We start from the raw sequence: 20,851 nt of genomic DNA, 5'->3' as shown, positions 1-20,851 counted from the left end.
CGGTATGACGGTGGTCAAAACGCACACCCAAACCCGCAGAATCGCTCTGGCGCCGCACTCCTCGATGTGCGTGGGGTGGGACCGAGTCTGCTAGGTAATCTTCTGCCTTCGTTGGGCCTGCGTCACATCGTGCCCGGCTCCTTTCGAAGTGTACTTACGCCACCTCCAAGCCACCGGTGAAGGAAACCCCGACCTTTGCTAGAAATTGGAATGGCGGCTAGATCAGTTTTGCTTGGATCAAATTGATGCTGTGTTATCTCATGAAAACGATATATACGTGAACGATTTGGATAAAATCCAAGGATTTTCTCTCGATCTATCTCGCACATGGCGAGAAGGGCGAATGCCGTATTAGTTGCTGTGTCCCAATCCGCAGTATAGTAATCTAGCTTATTGGGAAGTATGTACGCAGTTCTGCTTGCTATTCCGTGAGTATAGCCCCATGGTAAATTCGTTGAGGTTAGCAGATCGGCGATCGCTCCCATAGACATGCGATCAATTTCTTCCGGTATGTCGTCAGTCATATTTCTCGGAGATTTTGATAATCGCATAAGAATTCTAAAAGAAACAGAAGGTATATCCATTCTTGTTGGAAAGTCCTCGCGATAATCTGATGTTAGATCAGTGCTGTCCAGTAAGTCGAGCAAGCTCAGACTTTTCGAGCATAGCCCACTTTCTAAAAATCTATGTAACCGGAACCAGTATTGCCTTTGGTACCATCCATCGCGTTTGTATACTAGTGAACGTAAAGATGGGGAGACTTCTGCCCAGAATGATCCATGTACTGGCTCACTGTAAGAATGGTGAGCGCGGGCGAAGGCTGCGGGGTAGATTGAGATAGCTGCCGATATTTCGGTTAGGTTCTGCCTATTTGAGAAATATTCCTTCATCTCGTCAAAAATGGTCAGTAGATTGGGTTTGCTGGCGCACATCAGGGTGCGTAAGGAATCGTATTCTTCGGACTCTAAAATATGGCGCGTCACAACCCGTCTTAATTGAGGTCCGGCCGCGGCGGTAACGAGACACCGTGCCACGTAGTCAAGTCGATTCTTTTTGTCAGTATCAGGGTCCGATTGTTCATATATGTACGGAAGTGGCGCTTCGATTATTTCTTGCAAAAATCGATCGACGTGTCTTGGTCTGTCGGTGCGTAATAGCTCAAAACAAATCTCATCGACGATCTCAAGCGTCGAATTGCGAACTGAAGGAAGTACATTTTGAACAAGGTCTGCGTAAGAATCGGTTGAGCGATATAACGCTAAGGCTGCAAAATACTCAAGAAAGGTTCGATGGGCAAAGTCGTATCGAGGTGAATCGGTCTGTCCTATTTCCACAAGGACCCAAGCGCGACCTGTGCAGTAGCGTAGGATTTCTTGAGCTTCGTCTGATGCCGCGGAACGCTTTTCGAAAGCCCGTGGATGAAGATCGTCGACCATGAATTCGAGGAGTTCGTCATGCGAAACCCCGTCGGAACCGGACTGGGGCATGCGAATCATCCAGAGAGCGATAGCGGAGATCACTTCCTTTGTTTCATAGGTGAATGGTTGAAATCCTTCAATGGATCTCCGTCGATCCCAGTCGTCGAAGAGAAGCATAGAGCATTTCTCGTAGAGTTTAGGTCGATTTTGCGGAATCCAACCCTCGGCAGAATATAGATTGCATATTAGAGAGAGAAGTAAGGGATTAGACCTAAGATCCCGGACTTGGGTGCTGTCTTTGAATAGACTTTCTACTCGATGAGGTTTTTGTGATGCTGGGATATCGGAGTCAAGTTCGAACCATTTTACGATAAATTCGTAAACTGAATCATCCGACATTGGTGCGATTTCGCAAATATCAAATTGGTCTTCCGCTAGAGGGCACATTTCGTAACCCACGTGCCGAGATGTCACTATGGTAGTAACCTCGGGGTACCTATTGCAGAATGCTTCGATCTGCTTGACTAGACGATCTCTGGCGTCCAGGTCGACTAACTCATCCAGGCCATCAAATAGAACAACAGCTCGACCATTGTTTAGTAGGTATTCAATAGCACCTTCAGGTGCGTCCGACTCGTATGGATTCCTGCATACTTGACCGATATATTCTGATATTGATGGGCTGTATTCCGGTGCCGACGCGAGCGCTCTCGCGTAGTCTCGAAGAACCACGATTATTGGACATTTTTCTTTCGGTGGTTGTCTAGCAATCGCAGCAAGGAGGGTGGTTTTCCCTTCGCCAGGATTTCCTAGTACCACAAGGCGCTGGGGAGTGACAAATCGGTTCGGTTCTGTGAGAAGTGATGAGGTTGAAGTGCCGATCAGATCTGGTGGTACGTATATATCATTAAAACTAGGACTCCCGAAGGGAGTGGGAACGGGGGGACGAATATTTCGATGTACGTGCGCTACTTGAGATTTAAGGGAATCTATAAAACGATGTATATCGACCATACTATTTAGTTTCTGAAGCTCGGTTAGGTTCCGCTCACCATTTTCGTAGTAGGCTGACGACTTCAGTAACTGCGCGGCAAGTATGTCCGGTGCAGGTCCGGCTAATTTTGTTATTGAATTTTTGGAAAAATCTGCAATCATCGACATTTGATGCTTGGCGATAATTGAGGCGAGAGTTTCGCAATGTGGCCGTTCGAGCTGAATTTCAAGACGTAGTATTTCTGCCAGCTCTTGCGTTGCTGATTGGGTTGTTCGTTTCTTTTTGGCGGTAAAACAATCGATGGCGAATCGGCGGCTAAATGAGATATAGGTGGGACTATCCTGAAATTCCTGAAGTAGCGTGAGGTGCTTAGTTGTAACGAAGTCTTCCAAGTCGCGTACGGCTTGGCGTTCTGTGGGAGAAATTTCTACACGGTGGAGTTCCCTGATCTGGCGGTAAGTGGCGAATCGTTGAGAAATAAGTGGCGTCAGGACTCCAGATAAAACTTTTGGCGCCGTGTTTGCAACTAGGCCAGAAATTGTAATCGCAAGTGAGGTTACGGGCATTTTACAACCTGCTTCGGGTGAGTTCTTAGGCGGTACTTTCTTTATGCCATTGGATGTGAAGAATTTAGCATGATCAGCAAGTTTCCTGTTGTTTTTTCAATCCGTTATCCAGACAGACAGCGACGGCAGCAGTGGATAGCTGCGATGAGGACAGCGGTCGAGGTAGGATGCGGAATTCAGCGCCATAATGATTCGTGCATTGCCTATGAAGCGGCACGTTCGTCTCGCGGCCAGGTCAAACCTCGCGGCCAGGTCAAACATTGTCGGTGGCAGCGGTACTGACGTTGCACAACGCGACGTCCGCTGGAACGCATGCTGGAAGAGCCGCCAGGCAAGCATCCTGGTGGCTCTTTCTCATACGGGTCTCTTGGTGCCTACTTGAGCTCGATTATCATCGATCCGATCTCGTCCTGAAGGATCGTGGAGGCGACCAGCTTCACGCGGGTTGTCGTGTCGGACAGCTCGTACGCGACCGCGTTAGGGACAGTGCCTCCCTGCTTGATCTTGCTCGTCTGTGAGTCGAGGAACGCAGCGTCCGGCAGTGAGCCGACACCAAGTTTGTTCTCAGCGTTGGGGTCGTGGTCCTGGTAGGCGGAGAAGAGGAATATCCACGCCGTCATCGGATTCGTCTCCTTGCCGGAGACGTTCGTCGTGTCGTACCAGAATGCGATGACGGGCTTCTTGCCGTACTCGTTGCCCTTCTCGCCTACTTGGATCGTCTTCACGTCGGTGATCTTGATCGTGACGTCTTTCGTGGTGAGGACGTTGTCCTCGAACGACGCCTCGGCGGGAGCCGCGGCCGGCGCGTTGGCGGCGACTGTCGAGCCCGGCGTCGGTGCGGCAGTCGATCCTGCCGAGCTGCAGCCGACGAGAGCGCTAACCGCGATGCCGACGGTCGCAATGGTGAGAGAGAGCTTGCTGATGCTGTGCATGTGGTGTCCTTTGGTCAATGTCGCGCAATGATCAGAAACCGAGCAGCGGTCCGAACCTCCTGCGAGACCCGGTGCCTCGTCGGCCAGAAGGTTTCCGCTGTGTCGCCGAGTTCAGGAACCGACGGTGGTGCCTCGTGCGGCAGACTCGACGATCGCCGCTGGAGTCCGGGTTGTGACTGATGCTCCGTCTGAGATCACCGCAGCCAGGTTGTCTATGTGCTCGGGGTCGGCGTCGGCCGGGAACATCCACTGGACGTCGCGACGGTCCGTGGCTATGCCGACGGTTGGGCGCACACCCGCTCCGTGTTTCGGGCGTGGGCGCACGTACCTGACCTCGTCCAGCGGATATTCCGAGCCGAGTTCGCCGAGCCGCAGAAGGGTGCTCGGGGTGGCGGTGACGATTCGGCGGTCAGTTACTGCCACGAAGGTGCTCGAAGCGAGCTTCTCGACCACCGCGCCGGCTTTACCTGGAGCGAGTGCGTCCCAGGTGGCGTCAACTCGTTTGGCGAGGAGCGCTGGTATGACTCCAGTGAGGTTGTGAGCTCCAGTCTCGTAGGGGAACGCGACGCTGCGAAGCGTCTCGCCGTCCTCGAGGAACCACCGAAGGACAAGAAGGTACGGCTCAAGATCAAGGCCGTCGGGCACGCATAGAGTTTCTGGTACAGCAGGCATCTCGGCCGCCGGATGGAGCGTGTTGGCCAGGGGTTCGATTGCGTCGAGGAGCTGCTTGCACGTCAGTCGGGTTTCCTTGGCGTCTTTGCGCCTCTTTGTGAGCGGAACTGTAGCTCGGCCGGGGAGTTCGGCGATGATCCGCAGCTCACGCACGAGTGATTCCGTGAGCAGCCTGATCTCGCGGAGTGACTCTTCAATCTCGGCGGGTAGTTTCCGCACGATCCGATCGAACAGCTGCGCCTCGCTCTCGTTGTCGGCGCTTCGGGTTCGGGCGAGCGCAGCACGAATCGCCTGGTACTCAGCGTATGTCTTCAGCGAACTGAGCAGCGCATGAGTGTCGAAAACGATCGCCTCGGCGTTGGATTCGAGGTAGTGGCGGAGCCCGCGCCCGTCCAGTCTCCCTACCTCCTGAATGTGTCCGGCCACGTTCTTTCGGTAGAGCTTCAACTCTTTGCGAATTATGGGGCCGCTAGAAGCGATGGGCTCCCAGACAGAGTCCGTGACGGTATCGAGTGCGCGAGCCTCCTTGATCGCCTCATCGACGGCCTCCGCAAGTCCCTCGAGTTCGGCCCACTGCTCGTTCCGGATGGTCTTGAGTACCTGTGTGGTGAGCGCGATGTTGGTGCGGACGAGACCCGAAATCTCACCGAGCTGCATCTGGAGCGCGATCATGGCCACGGCCGGGCCGATCGCTGCGACGGCCGCTGCGGCCGTCATCGACACGGGGATGAAGCGTGCCTGTCCGAGCAGTTGGCCATTTTGGAAGATCGCTCCAAGCAATGCGCCGTCTTTTCCGGCCATCTGTCCGCCGCCCTTCAGCAGAGACAACGTCGCATCGTTGACCCGAAATAGGCCCTGCACGCTTGATGCAGCCTCCGCAACGTTTCCAACTACCGTGCCCATGCTGGCGAGCGAGCCCAGAGCAGTCGAGAGTTGCGTTCGGTCGAATGACGGCACCAGATCAAGGCTGATGAGTTCAAGGCCTTCGGGGACTTCACCGAACACCACTGCGACACCGGGTGTCACCTCGACAAGGGTTGTGGATGGTGCGATCTCCAGAGCATCAGAGCTGTTCTGCCCCTCTTCATCAGATCGCATGTCAACGACGTCGTCATCGGCGCCGCCGTTGGCGGTCTTGACGGCCAGGCGCACCAGGTCGGTCGCAGTGTAGCCGGGCCAGCCGTGCAGGATCCGGCGCCAGCGCGCCGGCACGGCGGAGGCGCCCCACCGGGCGCCGAGCAGGCCACCGGCGATCGCGGCGGTGGTATCGGTGTCGCCGCCGGCGCGGACCGCGGCTTCGAGTGCGAGTTGGAGGTGTCGGGCGTCGATGCCGTCGGTGGTGGTGATCGCCCACCAGGCAGTCTGCAGGGCGTGTACCACCCAGCCGTTGTTCGCGAAATCTTCGGGGGAGCCGTGTTCGGCCTGATCGAGCAGCGATCCCCAGAACTCGGCGACGTCGGCCGGGGCGATGGACAGGTAGCCGCGGACCCCATCGAAGGTGCCATGCAGAACAGCGTGGCGGATCGCGTACGTCCACAGCTGGCAGGCCTGGACGGCGCGTTCGTCGTCGTGAGTGAGCGATGCGATTCGAGCGGCAGCGTCGATGCACTGTTCTGGATTGTCGAGGAAGGCGAGCGCTACGGGTGCGGTGCGCATCAGTGAGCCGTTTCCGCCTTTGCGTCCGGTGATTGCCCGAGCGCGGGCAGTCATGGCGTCGGCGCTGCCGGAGCGCTGTGAGAGCACTGCGCGGGTCTGCTTGCCGATGCCCGCCGGGTTCGATTCGAACCACCGAACGAACTGTGCTGCAACGCCATCCAGACCGGCGCCGTGACCAATATCCGTGCCGGTGGCGGCGACTTCGGCGATGGCTATTGCCATGGCCGTGTCATCGGTCCATTCACCCGGTGCCCAATTCAACGACCCGCCGCCGGTCATCCCGATGGCAGCGTCCGCGCTCAGGTGGGCGAATTCGTAGCCGGCACCGAGTGCGTCACCGGCGGCGGTAGCAAGCAGAACTCCTGCTGCGCGATCGGACTGCTGTGTGGTCAGCTCCACCACGTCTCCTTTGATCAATGTTACGCTAATAATAGATCGTAACTGAGATAATATGCAAGAGTGAATGAACGGACAGACAGGATTGACAAGACCCTTGAGGACTACGCGCGCCCCTCAGTGGCGGTGGATGTTGCGGTACTGACCTACTCTGGCGGCGCACTGCAGGTGTTGGTGGTCGAGCATCGCCGTCGGGGTTTGGCGTTGCCCGGAACTTTCTTGCACGAGGGCGAACTGCTCACCGATGCGGCGCAGCGGGCGCTGCGCACCAAAGCAGGGCTGGTCGGTACGCAGTTTCATCAGCTGGCGATGTTCGATGATCTCGCCCGCGACGATCGGGGGTGGGTTCTTTCGATGGCCCACACCGCCGTCGTACCGGCTGCAGAGCTTCCTGCCGACGCGATCCTGGTGAAGGTGTCGGGTGGGGCGGTGGATCAGGAGTTGGCGTTCGATCATGCCGACATGGTGCGGCTGGCGGTGGAGGATCTGCGCTCACGGTATGCAGCGCACGTCGACCCTGCCGGCCTCTTAGGTGACTCGTTCACCGTGCTCGAACTGCGTCAACTCTACGAGGTGATCTTCGATCGGGAGTTGCAGAAGGACGCGTTCCGGCGGCATGTCATCGAGGCGCTCGAAAGTACGGGGCAGATGTCGAACCCGGGTTACGGCCGCCCTGCCGAAATGTTCCGCCGCAAAGGAGCCGGTCGACTGCCAGCGCAAGCGTCAGTGCTGCTGACCGGGTAGCAGCATCCGTTGCATCAGGTTCTCCAATCCTGAGTAGGAACGCTGACCGGGACCTTTGGCGTGTCTGAGACGGCAACGCCTGGGCTTCCTGAAATTTGAATGTTGCGACGCAATCCAACAACGACATCGCCGGAGCCTGCTTGGGTTGTGGGGTCTTCTCCACCTTGGTCGACGACCAGCCCGAAAGAATACCAGCCTGCTTGTCGACGGCAGGCGTCCGATAACCGCCCCTTATGTCAAGTGGCCCACTGCATGGTTGCACGTTATGTGGCCTCGTCCTGGCCGCGCTGGGAGAATCACGCCAGCGAAGTCGACTGGACGCGCAGCGGGGTGGGGGATCCCAGCCTGCGGGTCGACTGTCAGAATTATCTCAGGCTCCCGATAGTCTTGGTGCTGTTCTGAAGACAGGAAGGGAGGCCCTGGCGCCACGTGACTGACGAAGCGCAATCGCGCTATGCATTGTCGTTCACCAGTGGTGGCCTCCTCGCTCGCGAGGGTGAGTCCGTCGCAGCGGTATACCTCGACTCTCGCGACTGGCAGGCTACCCGGGTCCGAGTTGTCGACGGCAACTTGTTGCAGGCCCGCACGACGTCATCTCTCATCAGGGTCACCCGCGAGACCGTTCAGCGACTTTCGGCACTCGGCGATGACGAGATCGAACTGCTTGTCGAGGGCAGCCCAACGGAGCAGCACCACCTGATGTGGGCCGCGGCCTGCCGCCGCTACGCGCTGATCGGTGACTTCGCCGAAGAGGTGCTGCGCGAGCGTTTCCTCCTGATGACGCCCACGATCGACGCTGACGATGTCGCCCGGTTCATCACCGGCAAGAGCTTGTGGCACCCCGAGCTCGACGGGGTGAAGCCGTCGACGCGAGAGAAACTTCGGCAGACGTTGTTCCGGATGCTCCGCGAGGCAGGTCTCTACACCGACACCGGCCACATCATCCCGGCCGTGATCTCCGGGCGCGTCATCGAGGTCCTGGACCGCCGCACGCCCAGCGACCTCCGATTCTTCCCGGTGGTCACACCATTCACATCCTCAGGTAACCAGGTGCAGCGATGAGTACAACCCAGCGAAACCTCACTCACGACGAGAAACACGTCTATGAGGTGGTGCGTAGCGACCGTTTCTTGAGGATGGAGGGCCTCTCCAAGGAAGTTCCCTTCTTCATCTACCATTTTCCGCCTGCCTGGGCCCTTGGCGTCGACGGCATGCGCGCCCGGATCACCACGAAGCTTCAGGCCGACGACGGAATCAGGGTGGTCGAGATCAACCTGTACGACCTGGCCGTCGAACTCCTCACCGAACGGGGCGTCTGGGACAGAGTCCTCCACGCGGAGCCGACGATGGACAAGGCCGACTTCCGCGACATGCTTCAGGGCATGCTCGACCCGCACGATCATCTCGCCCCGGCGATCCGAGTTCGGCTCGACACCGAGCCGGCAACTGAACCGAACACGACCGTGGTCTTCCTCACCGGCATCGGTGAGGTGTTTCCGTTCATTCGTACACACACGGTGCTGGAGAACTTGCAGAGCGTGGTCGTGGGTCGCCCGATGTTGGCGTGGTTCCCGGGCGCGTACGAGTTCACCCGGTCGACAGGACACCAGCTCCGCGCATTGAACCTGGGCGCGAGCGACAGCTATTACCGGGCCAAGGACATCCTCGAGCAGGAGACATGAGCATGACCGCGATCAATGAGATCTTCGCCAAGCCGATCGACCGCTCGATTGAGGGCGTCATCAAGGCCGACGACACCTCCCAACTCACCACGGAGGTGGAGGAGTATGTCCTCACCAACGAGGCCGCCAAGGGTGTAGAGCAGGTGCTGGAGGCGTACACGAACTACACGAACGCCAACGGCGTGTGGATTTCCGGTTTCTTCGGCTCCGGTAAGTCGCACCTGTTGAAGATGCTGGCCCACCTGCTCGGCGACATCGACGGCCTCGACTACTCGCGCGCTGGGGTCTGCACCCAGTTTCGGGCGAAAGCTGACGGCGCGTTCCTGCCGGCGTTGATCGACAAGGCCGAACGGATCGAAGCGAAGAGTTTGCTGTTCAACATCGACCAGAAGGCCACTCTGATCTCGAAAGACCAGAACGACGCCCTGCTGAAGGTGTTCGTGAAGATCTTCGACGAGTCCCGCGGCTACTACGGCAACCAGGGACACATCGCTCGCTTCGAGCGCGACCTCGACTTCCGTGACCAGTACGTGGCGTTCCAGGAATCCTTCGAACAGATTGCGGGAATCCCCTGGTCACAGGGACGCGAGCAAACGGCCCTCGAAGCAGGCAACATCGACAAGGCCTTTGCCAAGGTCAATGGCTCCGAGAGCCTCGGCATCATCCGCCAATACAGCGCGAATTACTCGGTCTCGATCGAAGATTTCGCCGGCGAGGTTGCCGCCTGGCTTGGTCAACAGCCTGAGGGCTACCGGGTGAATTTCTTCGTCGACGAGGTCGGCCAGTTCATCGGCACCCACACCCAACTCATGCTCAACCTCCAGACCATCGCCGAATCGCTTGCTACCAAGTGCCAGGGGCGAGCATGGATCTTCGTGACCTCCCAGGAGGACATGGAGAAGGTCGGCGGCGACCGCACCAAGCAGCAGGCCAACGACTTCTCCAAGATCCAGGCGCGCTTCAAGAACCGGCTCAAACTCACCAGCCAGGACGTCGAGGAGGTCATCGGTAAGCGTCTGCTGGCCAAGGCAGATGGTGCGGGCACCGAGATCGAGGCGATCTACGACGCGGAGCATGCGAACTTCAAGACTCTGTTCGACTTCGTCGAGGGACGCCACTATCCGAACTACCGCGACGAGCAACATTTTGTCGGCACGTACCCGTTCGTGGGCTACCAGTTCCCGCTTTTCCAGGCCGCGATCGAGTCGATCAGCGACCACAACCTCTTCGAGGGCCGCAACAGCTCGGTCGGTGAACGCTCCATGCTCGGTGTCGTTCAGGAAGTCGCCACCGGCCTCGCCGACCAGCCCCTCGGCACCCTCGCCTCCTTCGACCGGATGTTCGAGGGCATCCGGGCATCGCTGAAGTCCGCGAATCAGCGCGCGATCTTGGGCGCCGAGAACGCCCGCGACAGCGGCAAACTCAGCCCACTCGCGGTGCGGCTGCTCAAAGCGCTGTTCCTGGTGAAATACGTCGACAGCTTCAAATCCACACCCCGCAACCTCACTGTGCTGGTCTACGACCACTTCGGCACCGATCTGACCCAGCTCGGCAAAGATGTCATCGACGCGCTCAACACACTGGAGGCGCAGACCTACATCCAGCGCAATGGCGACCTTTACGACTACCTGACCAACGAAGAGCAGAAGATCGAGCAGGAAATCAAGGACGTCGACATCGACAGCTCCGAGGCCTCCGCGAAACTCAACAAGCTGCTCGCCGAATCGGTCGTCAAGACCACGAAGGCCACTGCCAAGAACGGCCAGAACTTCCCGTTCGGCTACAAGCTCGACGGCGTGCCCTACGGCAAGCAATACGAGCTCTCGCTGCACTTCATCAGCCCCGAGACGGATTTCAGTCTGGAGCAGATCAAGATGCAAAGCGCGGGGTTCGACGAACTCCGAGTGGTGCTCCCGGTGGAAGCGAACCGAATCCTTGCCGACCTGCGTCTGCTGCTCAAGACCGAGAAGTACGTCAAACGTGCTCAGGGGTCCAGCCGCACCGCGATAGAGACCAGGATCCTCAGCGAGAAGGGCACCCAGAATGCCGAGCGGGAGAAGGAAATCGTCGAACGTCTGCGGACAGCGGTCGGGGCATCGATCCTGATCCACAACGCCGGGGTCCTCGACATGACCGCCACGGATCCGCAGACACGCATCAACGACGGCTTCGGGAAGGTCATCGCCGCCACCTACACCAACCTCAGGATGCTCGGCGGTAAGACCTTCAGCGAGCAGAGCCTGAGCGCACTGGTGAACCCGGCCGAGGGCATGTTCGAGGAAACCGGCAGCATCCTCGATGTCCCCGCAGGCGACCTGCTCGGGCATCTGGAGATGCGCGGTAAGCGACACGAGAGGGTCACGATGAAACAACTCGTCGACCGTTACACCACCAAGCCGTACGGCTGGGACCAGTGGTCCATCGCCGCCATGGTGGCCTATCTCGCAGGGCAGACGAAGATCGAAATCCAGGTCGACGGCAAGACAATCGCCCGGACGGAGATCACCGGGGCGCTGCGCAACACTCAGCGCTACCCGAAACTGATCGTCGCCCCGCAGCGCGTCTACGACCAGAAGATCGTGAACCTGTTCCGCAAGTTCGTCATCGACTTCACCGACGACGGCTCCGTCACGAAAGATGCCGCCGAACTCGGCCGCATCGGCAAGGAACACCTCGAAGCCAAACTCGCCGAGCTGAAGGCACTGCGTGCGGGCGCCGCCGCCTACCCGTTCATCGACCAGCTCGACGAACCGATCGGGCGGCTCGCGGAGCTGAGCAGCAATCAGGAGGCTTGGTTCGTCGAGCATTTCGCCGGTGCCGACGATCTGCTCGATGCCAAGGACAACGTGATCGATCCGATCAAGGCGTTCCTCAACGGCAATCAGCGCAGCATCTACGACGATGCCCGTTCGTTCATGCTGACACACAGCACCAACATCGCCTACCTACCCGCCGGAGTCGCCGACGGAATCGAGACCGCGCTCGAAGACGCCCAGATCTTCCGCGGCAACAAGACCACCAAGCTCGGCAGTGCGGTCGCGGCAGTACAGGAGCAACTCGATGGAGTGGTTGCTGTTGAACGGGACGAAGCAATCGCCAAGATCGACAACTACTGGAAGCAGATTCCGGTCAGCGCGGCGTATGCGGCCGCGGCGGAGGCGGCTCGTCAATCGGTGACCCGCCAGACCGAGCAGATTGTGGCGAGCGTCCAGCAGGAGATCCAGATCCCTACGATCCGTCACCTGGCCACGCAGTTCGACGACACGATCTATCCCGCGATCCTCGACGAGCTCGAAGCTGCGAAAGCTGTACCGGATCCAGAAACGGTGGTTCCCGACGACGACACGTCAAAGGCCCCGAGAATCCCGACACCTCCGACGAAGCACAGCATTTCGATCAAGAAACTCTCACTGCCGGGAGCCGGCGGAGTGCTCGAAAACGAAGCACAGGTCGACGCCTATCTAGGTCAACTTCGCGTGATGTTGCTCGCGACGATCAACGACAACAAACGCATCACCCTGTAGTGCCCAAGCGCCCCCTCAAGGGCACGAGTTTAAGGACGCAGCATGGATACAAAGCCGTTGGAGAGCTTCGCGAAAGCTGCCAGGCGCGAACTGCTCGTCGCCGTCGAGGCACGGGCATCGACGGTGCTCGCCGCCGGGTCCGTCGCGCGGAGCGAGCGCACCGAGACAGTACGCCTTCTCGAGTCCGAGATCGCCGACCACGGTCGTGAACACGTCATCGACAGAGTCGCCTACACCTGGTTCAACCGTCTCATCGCCCTACGCTTCATGGACGCCTGCGGCTACACCGACGCCGGGATCGTCTCACCGGCATCGGGCCACGCCCAGGGCCAACCGGAGATCCTGGCCGACGCGAAACGCGGCGACGTCAACGGCGAAGTCATCACCAATATCGTTGTGCACGAAGCGATCATCGGCCTGCTGGACGGTACACGCCGTAGCACCGACGCCGAGGGTGAAGCCTATGCGCTGCTGCTCACCGAATACTGCCGGCATTGGCACAAGACGATGCCTTTCATGTTCGAGGCCGAAGGCGCCTACACCGAGTTACTCGTTCCTGCAGGCTTGCTAGCCGATGGGGCGTTGCTCTCCCGTGCTCGTGACGTGCTCACCGAGGATGTCTGCGGGGACGTCGAGGTAATCGGCTGGCTCTACCAGTTCTACATCTCCGAGCGGAAAGACGAGGTGTTCGCCGGGTTCAAGAAAAACAGGAAGGCCGGCGCCGAGGAGATCCCCGCAGCCACACAGCTTTTCACCCCACATTGGATCGTCCGCTATCTCCTGGAGAACTCGCTCGGACGACTCTGGATGCTCAACAGGCCGACTTCACGACTGGTCGATCAGATGGACTACTACATCGCCCCGATCGAGGAGGAGACCGATTTCCTGAGGATTTCGGGGCCCGAAGAGTTGACGGTGATCGACCCGGCCTGCGGCTCGGGCCACATGCTCACCTACGCCTTCGACCTGCTCTACTCGATCTATGAAGAAGAGGGCTACGCACCCTCTGAAATCCCCAGTCTGATCCTCGCTCACAATCTTCACGGCACCGAGATCGATCCGCGCGCGGGGGCGTTAGCGGCGTTCGCTCTCGCGATGAAGGCGCGGGCGAGGGATCGCCGTTACTTCACCCGTTCGGGAGTGGAGCCGAAGGTCTGTGTGATCGAGCCGATTTCGTTCGGATCGGATGAGTTGGACCTGCTCATCACGAAGAGCGGCGACCGCGATGCCGAAGAAGCGTTCTGGAACCAATTCCGTGATGCCGATGTCCTAGGTTCGTTGATCCAGCCGGACGCCGATACGACGACGCAATCTGTCGCGGTCTTGGACGGGCTGAAGGACATGGAGGGTACGCTCTACTACGACACGCTGATCCGTGCCTGTCTAGCGGTCGCGCAGGCCGAGATCCTGAGCGCGACGTACTCGGTGGCAGTTGCCAACCCTCCGTACATGGGCAGCAAAAACATGGATGCACGGCTTGCCGAGTTCGCTCAGTCTCAATTCAAGGAGGCGAAATCCGATCTATTCGCGATGTTCATCCAGCGTTGTTTGACGTTGACAGCGCCGCATGGCGCCACCGCCATGATCACGATGCAGTCGTGGATGTTCCTCTCATCGTATGAGGAGTTACGCGAGAAGGTCGTCCGGCTCAGTCCGCCCGTTTTCATGGCTCATCTTGGCGAGCGGGCGTTCGACTCGATCGGAGGTGCTGTGGTGTCAACGACCGCGTTTGTGCTTGAGCCCGGCCGAAGTACCGGACGCTCAGCGGAGTTCATACGTGTGGTTGAAGGAGCGAACGAGGCAACGAAACAACTTGCTTTGCTCGAAGCTGTTCAGCGTGTTGACTGCGATTGGAGATACGTGGCGGCCTCCGACGATTTCACTAAGGTGCCCGGCATGCCGATCGCGTACTGGCTACACAACGCAATACGGACTGCTTTTGCGAAGGGGCGACCACTGAAAGCCGTCGCTAATCCCAAGGTAGGACTCCAGACAGGCGACAATGACCGCTTCCTGCGTTCGTGGTGGGAAGTTGGCGCAAACCGAACCGCGTTCGGCTGCACCGACCGCGATGATGCGAAGGCGTCTGGCGTTCGATGGTTCCCTTACAACAAGGGCGGCGAATTCCGGAAGTGGTGGGGTAACCACGAGCACGTCGTAAACTGGGAAGTCGACGGAGCTGAGTTGTTTGCGTTACGTCCAAAGTCAGTCGTTCGGAGTCCGCAGACGTACTTCCGTCCGTCGCTTTCATGGTCCAAGATCAGTTCGGGGGAGCCTGCTTTCCGTATGTACCCGTCTGGGTTCGTGTACGACGTTGCAGGCACGTCGATCTTCACCGATGACAGCGAGCGACGCGATGAACTGGCTGCATTCGCGAACTCATCGGTAGCACTCGAAATGTTGAAGGCGATCGCCCCCACTCTCAACTATGAGGTCGGTCAGATCGCACAACTCCCTGTCGTGTCGTTGCAGGGAACTGAGGCAGGCGACATTGCTCGTCAAGCCGTTGAGCTCAGTCGACAAGACTGGAACGAGTTCGAAACGTCATGGGATTTTGCTCTGCCTGCACTTCTGAAAACAAAAGACGGCCCGCTAGCGAGCCGCTACGGGCAGCTTTCGCGCGCGTCGGCACAGACTTCGAAACTACTGCAGGACCTGGAATCGACGAACAATGTCGTCGTTGCCGAGGCATACGGTCTCTCCCACGTCACGACTGTTGATGTCGCGATGCCGCGGGTCTCCTTGACGCGCAACGTCGAGTTCCGGTATGGGCAGGGTAAGTCACTTGCCGAATACGAGGTGCTGGAGCGAGCTGATCTCGTCGCAGATTTGATTTCCTACGCCGTTGGTTGCATGTTCGGTCGTTACAGCCTGGGTGAGCCGGGCTTGATCCTCGCCGATCAGGGCGCGACGCTCAAGGATTATCTCGCAAAGGTTGCATCACCGGGCACAATCAGCGACTTCCCCTTCATGCCGGATGCCGACAATGTGATTCCGTTCGTTGACGACGGCTGGTTCGAGGATGATGTCGTCGAACGCTTCCGCCAGTTCCTGAAAGTTGCGTTTGGCACAGAACACTTCGAGGAGAACCTGCGGTTTGTAGAGGAGTCGCTGGGCGTCAAAACGCTACGCGATTACTTCATCACCAAGTCTGGAAGGTCGAAGTTCTACGACGATCACGTCAAGCGCTACAAGAAGCGACCTATCTACTGGATGTTCTCCAGTCCCAAGGGTTCGTTCAACGCGCTGATCTACTTGCATCGCTACACGCCGTCGACCGTCTCGACTGTGCTCAACGAGTACCTGCGCGAGTACGAGAACAAGCTGCAGAAGGCTTTCGAACGAGCCGAAGTGGCAGCGGCCGGCGGTACATCTGCGAAGGACCAGAGGGAAGCCGACCGGCTGCGCAAGGTGCTCGCCGAACTGCGCGACTATGAGCACGATGTTCTCTATCCGCTCGCCACCCAGCAAGTCGAGATCGACCTCGATGACGGCGTCAAAGTGAACTACCCGAAGTTCTACCCGGCCGTGAAGAAGATCGTCGGCCTGGAGGCCAACGATGGGTGAGGAGTCGCGCACCGCGCACTCGGACCGACTCGCGGCGAGGGCGATGAATGAGTAAGACTCTCACGATCGCCGAGCACCTTGCCAATCGCTTCGATTTCACCCGCATCGTCGTATGGCACGATCTCGACGGCGGCTACGCGACCGGGATCGACGCGCTCGTACCGAGCGATGTGACGGTACTGCGAATCGTCGATAACGAATTCGCAGTCAAACATCGGGTGCTGCGGAAAGAACCGACAGTGAAGTTCTTGATCTACCGATCCGGCAGCGTGCCCGAAGGTGCCGGGAACTGGTTGCTCGACATCGAACTCGCCTACGGCCCGGTGTTCACCGCAGACCGTGGTGCGTTGATGCGGGTCGACCTCGGGCTCACAGCACCAGGCTCCGGCGAGTTGATTGCTGAGAATTCGTTGTTTTTCGACGACGCGAATCTGGTGGCGAGGCTCAGATCGCTGCCGTTGAACGTCGGCGACCTGACGGTGGTGCAGGCGCAGATGTGCGCCGTCCTTCTGAACCAGAAGGAACACAGCTTCTCCGAACTCACCCGCACGCTGCTGATGCAGCACGCCGACGGCGAAACCGCCGGATTCGATGCGTTTACCTCCCACGGCCTGGCGGACTTCTACTGGTCCGGAGCTTCCGGCATCTACGGGTTCACCTCGCAGACGCCGACGATGGCAGGTTTCGTGCTGTGGATGTTTCAGCGCGCGGTCGACGGGTTCGCAGTCGCCGAGTCGAACAAGGCACGAAACCTGTCGCTCGACTTCCGAGGTTTCCGTGACTCCAAGCGAAGCAGTGCAGCGATGAAATCGCTGGCCCGAACAGTCGAGGGCAATCTCGACTACACCGATCACATGAGTGAGATCGGTTGGGAGAGACTGAAGGACACGGACATCTTCGACGCCGGCGAGCGCGAGGTGATCCGGCGCCTGGTGGAGGGGATCAGTGCGCAGACGATGCCGTATCGCGACATCACCGATGCGATCAGCGCAAGACGTCGCGACAGTTTCTGGTTCGACGACTACGCGACCCTGTATGACGGGCTGAGCGCCGCAGCCGAACTGATTCCGGCGATCCGGAACGCCGTGTTCGACTTCAGCAGCTTCGACGAGGGACTGACACGGTATCGCGATGAGTGGTTCCGCATCGACCAGCGCTATCGCCAGTTCACCCAGGCGTACCTCACTGCTGAGTTCAAGCAGCCGATCGAGGCACTAGCAGACTTGATCGAGAATGCCTATGTCACCGATTTTCTCGCTCCGATCGGGGTGGCTTGGCAGCAGCAGGTCGATGCGGTTCCGCAGTGGCGCACTATCAATATGACCTCGCAATCGTCGTTCTACGATCGCTATGTTGCCCCGAGCCTTAAGGGGCGCAAGAAGGTCGTCGTGATCGTCTCCGACGCACTCCGTTACGAGATTGCCGACGAGCTGAGCACGAAGATCCGAGGAGAGAACAAGTTCTCCGCATCCATCGAAGCCATGCTCGGCGTCCTGCCGTCGTACACACAGCTCGGGATGGCGGCACTGCTTCCGCACACCACACTGGCGCATTCCTCAGACGGCGATCCGGTGCTGGTTGACGGGCAGAAGTCAGACGGTACCGCGAACCGCGGCAAGATCCTCAGTATGGTTGGCGGGACGGCGATTCAGGCGAGAGATTTCATCGAGATGAAGCCGGCCGATCGTCGTGACCTGTACTCGTCGAATCAGGTGCTGTACGTCTACCACGACACGATCGATGCGACCGGGGACAAAGCCGTCTCCGAGCACCGAACGTTCACAGCCGCAGCGGACGCGGTCCGTGAGCTGATCGATATCGTCAAGAAGCTCGCGAGCGCGAACGCGACGAACATCATCGTCACCGCTGATCACGGGTTCCTCTATCAGCGTTCCAAGCTGGCTGAGCAGTTCAACCTGACGGTGAAACCGCAGGGTGAGCAGATCGTAAAATCAACACGTCGCTACGTGCTGGGGCGAGGTTTGAAGAAGGACACGGCGTTCACGACGTTCATGCCCGACCAAGTGGGATTGTCGAGCGACCTGGAAGTACAGATCCCGAATTCGATCCAGCGGATCGTGCAGCCCGGAGCCGGATACCAGTTCGTGCACGGAGGCGCCTCGCTGCAGGAGATCGTGGTGCCGGTGATCCAGATCAACAAGAGGCGCAGCGACACAGTCGAGCCGGTAAACGTCGACATCCACCCCGAGTCGGATCGCATCACCACCGGGCAGATCGTCGTCAAGCTGTACCAATCGGCCAAGGTGGAGCCGCACAAACCCTCGCGGCGGCTGCGTGCCGGTCTCTACTTCGGAGACACGCTGATCTCCAACGAGCAGGAGATGATCTTCGACTCGAGCAGTGATGTTGGACGCGATCGATTCCAGAGCGTCACACTGCTTCTCGGTAGGAACGCGGACGAGGCCAACAACCACAGCGTGGAATTCCGGCTCTCACAGCCGATCGAGGGCACCGATCAGTGGAAGAAGTACAAGAGCGCGCCTTACACGGTCAGACGTGCCTTCGCGAGTGACGACGGATGGGATTTCTGATGAGCGACCACATCGACCTCACCGAAGTGGCCCTCCTCGAGCAGGCTCCTGAGAAGGGGCCTGCTGGTGCCGTGCCCGCGCTGACGGTGTTGGACCGCAAGATCAACGCGCAGTTCCCGGGTGCTGTCGTGCGCAAGGACCTCGTCAAGGCGGTCAAAGGCAACGCGATCGTGCCGTCGTACGTGCTGGAGTACTTGCTCGGGCAGTTCGCTGCGTCTGACGACGAGGCGACGATCCAGGAGGGCATCGAGAAGGTGCGCAGGATCCTTGCCGAGCACTATGTCCACCGCAACGAGTCAGAGCTGGTGAAGTCGAAGATTCGCGAGAAGGGTCGCTTCCGGATCATCGACCGGGTCAGCGTGACGTTGAACGAGAAGGACGACGTCTATCAGGCGACGTTCGCGAACGTCGGTATCAGCGGGGTGCTTGTGGATTCGAGCACGGTGACTGCGAACCAGAAGCTACTTGTAGGGGGCGTGTGGTGCCTGTGCGACATCGAGTACTTCCACAGTGACGACGCCCGTGCGGTGCCCTGGATTCTGGGTCGATTGCAGCCGATCCAGATGTCGAGTTTCGACTACGCAGGGTACCTCCAGGCCCGGGCCGAGTTCACCACCGATGAATGGATAGACCTCCTGATCCAGTCAATCGGCTTCAACCCCGAGATGTTCGGACGACGCGCGAAACTACTTCAGTTGATCCGGCTGATCCCGTTCGTGGAACGTAACTACAACCTCGTCGAACTGGGCCCGAAGGGCACCGGCAAATCGCACATCTACTCGGAGTTCTCGCCCCACGGCATGTTGATCTCCGGCGGCGAGATCACCGTACCGAAACTGTTCGTGAACAACGCCAACGGGAAGATCGGCCTCGTCGGCTACTGGGACGTCGTCGCGTTCGATGAGTTCGCGGGCAAGAAGAAGCGCACCGACAAGGCGCTGGTCGACATCATGAAGAACTACATGGCGAACAAGTCCTTCTCCCGCGGTGTCGAGACGCTCGGCGCGGAGGCGTCGATGGTGTTCGTCGGCAACACCTCGCACACCGTTCCGTACATGCTCAAGCACTCAGACCTCTTCGACGAGCTCCCCGAGAGCTACCACGACTCGGCATACCTCGACCGCCTGCACTTTTACATCCCTGGTTGGGAAATCGACACGATCCGCGGCGAGATGTTCTCCAGCGGTTACGGTTTCGTCGTCGACTACATTGCCGAAGTTCTCAAGTCGATGCGAAATCTCGACTACTCCGATCGTTACCAGCAGTACTACACACTCGGCTCGGACATCTCCACTCGCGACCGAGACGGCATCCACAAGACGTTCTCCGGATTGATGAAACTGCTCTATCCGCATGAGCAGGCCACCGCCCAGGAGATCGAAGAGATCTTGCGCTTCGCAATCGAGGGTCGCAAACGCGTCAAGGACCAGATCCTGCGCATGGACTCCACCATGGCAACGGTGAAGTTCGGGTACCAATCGCTCGCGGGTGAGTGGACCGCTGTCACGACACTGGAGGAAGACGAGTACCCCCGGCACTACTACCGCGATCGCCCAGACGCTGTCGAGGAGATCGAGGACCTTGCCGGCTCGGAGAAGGCGGTCGTCTCCGTCCCGGTAAAGGAGGAGTTGTATCAAGGGCACCGGGATTTCGTCGAAAATCAACGCGGCGTCTCCTACGAGACCCTCCTTATGCCGTACTTGCGCGGTGCGTCCGAGATCGAGTTGCACGACCCGTACATCCGGATGAACCACCAGGGTCGGAATCTCGTCGAGTTACTGGCCTTGATCGCCTCGGCCAAAGACCCCGCCGACGAGGTCACATTCAAGCTCTTCACCCTGCTCGAAACCGACCCTGAGTATCAGAAGAGACAGTTGCAGATGATCGGCCAGATCATTCAGGGGGCTGCACAACAGGGCATCAAGCTTGACGTGGCTAAGGACCCTGGCGGTCATGATCGCTGGATCCGCACGGACAACGGATGGCGAATCAACCTCGGCCGGGGCCTCGACATCTTTCAGAAGCAAGAAGGCGGTTGGTTCGACTTCGGCAGTACGCGACAGGAGTTTCGCCAGGCTCGGGCATTCGGCGTGACGTATATCCGGGAGTGAGATGACGGGCGGGCGTCGACGGACGTGAGCCCACCGA

Annotated in this window: 9 protein-coding genes and 1 pseudogene; 7 read left to right on the top strand and 3 right to left on the bottom strand. The window is 58.9% G+C overall.

The features are described from left to right. Positions 1 to 122 precede the first annotated feature (122 nt). The 3 genes and pseudogenes from QRN54_RS30125 to QRN54_RS30115 form a co-directional block, all read right to left on the bottom strand. Complete coding sequence (locus QRN54_RS30125; RefSeq protein ID WP_285183831.1) at positions 123 to 2,978, bottom strand: NACHT domain-containing protein; 2,856 nt, start codon at positions 2,976 to 2,978, stop codon at positions 123 to 125. Between the two features lie 374 nt (positions 2,979 to 3,352). Continuing rightward, on the bottom strand, positions 3,353 to 3,910 hold the full coding sequence (locus QRN54_RS30120; RefSeq protein WP_285183830.1) for a DUF5067 domain-containing protein: 558 nt from the start codon (positions 3,908 to 3,910) through the stop codon (positions 3,353 to 3,355). Between the two features lie 1,773 nt (positions 3,911 to 5,683). After that, a pseudogene (locus QRN54_RS30115) lies at positions 5,684 to 6,637 on the bottom strand (ADP-ribosylglycohydrolase family protein); the annotation flags it as partial. Between the two features lie 60 nt (positions 6,638 to 6,697). Between QRN54_RS30115 and QRN54_RS30110 the strand changes: the two are divergent. From QRN54_RS30110 to brxL, 7 genes are all read left to right on the top strand, one after another. After that, entirely contained in the window at positions 6,698 to 7,378 is a 681-nt protein-coding gene (locus tag QRN54_RS30110; RefSeq protein ID WP_285183829.1) for an NUDIX hydrolase, read from the top strand. 429 nt (positions 7,379 to 7,807) lie between these two features. Next, positions 7,808 to 8,440, top strand: a complete 633-nt coding sequence (locus QRN54_RS30105) for a DUF1819 family protein (RefSeq protein WP_118604445.1) — start codon at positions 7,808 to 7,810, stop codon at positions 8,438 to 8,440. Then, on the top strand, positions 8,437 to 9,060 hold the full coding sequence (locus QRN54_RS30100) for a DUF1788 domain-containing protein (RefSeq protein WP_285183828.1): 624 nt from the start codon (positions 8,437 to 8,439) through the stop codon (positions 9,058 to 9,060). Before QRN54_RS30105 ends, QRN54_RS30100 begins: the two co-directional genes overlap by 4 nt. 2 nt (positions 9,061 to 9,062) lie before the next feature. Next, the gene (gene brxC, locus QRN54_RS30095) at positions 9,063 to 12,584 is read left to right on the top strand and encodes a BREX system P-loop protein BrxC (RefSeq protein WP_285183827.1); all 3,522 of its coding nucleotides are present in this window, start codon (positions 9,063 to 9,065) and stop codon (positions 12,582 to 12,584) included. Between the two features lie 42 nt (positions 12,585 to 12,626). After that, positions 12,627 to 16,151: a BREX-1 system adenine-specific DNA-methyltransferase PglX gene (gene pglX / locus QRN54_RS30090; RefSeq protein WP_285183826.1), complete on the top strand. Its 3,525-nt coding sequence runs from the start codon at positions 12,627 to 12,629 to the stop codon at positions 16,149 to 16,151. 47 nt (positions 16,152 to 16,198) lie between these two features. Continuing rightward, positions 16,199 to 18,703 (top strand): BREX-1 system phosphatase PglZ type A, encoded by a 2,505-nt coding sequence (pglZ, locus tag QRN54_RS30085; protein ID WP_285183825.1) that lies wholly within the window; start codon positions 16,199 to 16,201, stop codon positions 18,701 to 18,703. After that, a complete protein-coding gene (gene brxL / locus QRN54_RS30080; RefSeq protein WP_285183824.1) occupies positions 18,703 to 20,814 on the top strand; it encodes a BREX system Lon protease-like protein BrxL in 2,112 nt (703 codons plus the stop codon). Before pglZ ends, brxL begins: the two co-directional genes overlap by 1 nt. Positions 20,815 to 20,851 lie beyond the last annotated feature (37 nt).

Source organism: Rhodococcus sp. MEB032 (genome assembly GCF_030208925.1).
Taxonomy (GTDB): domain Bacteria; phylum Actinomycetota; class Actinomycetes; order Mycobacteriales; family Mycobacteriaceae; genus Rhodococcus_F; species Rhodococcus_F qingshengii.
The sequence above is the reverse complement of the archived record's forward strand: the minus strand, read 5'-3'. Positions and strand labels throughout refer to the sequence as shown.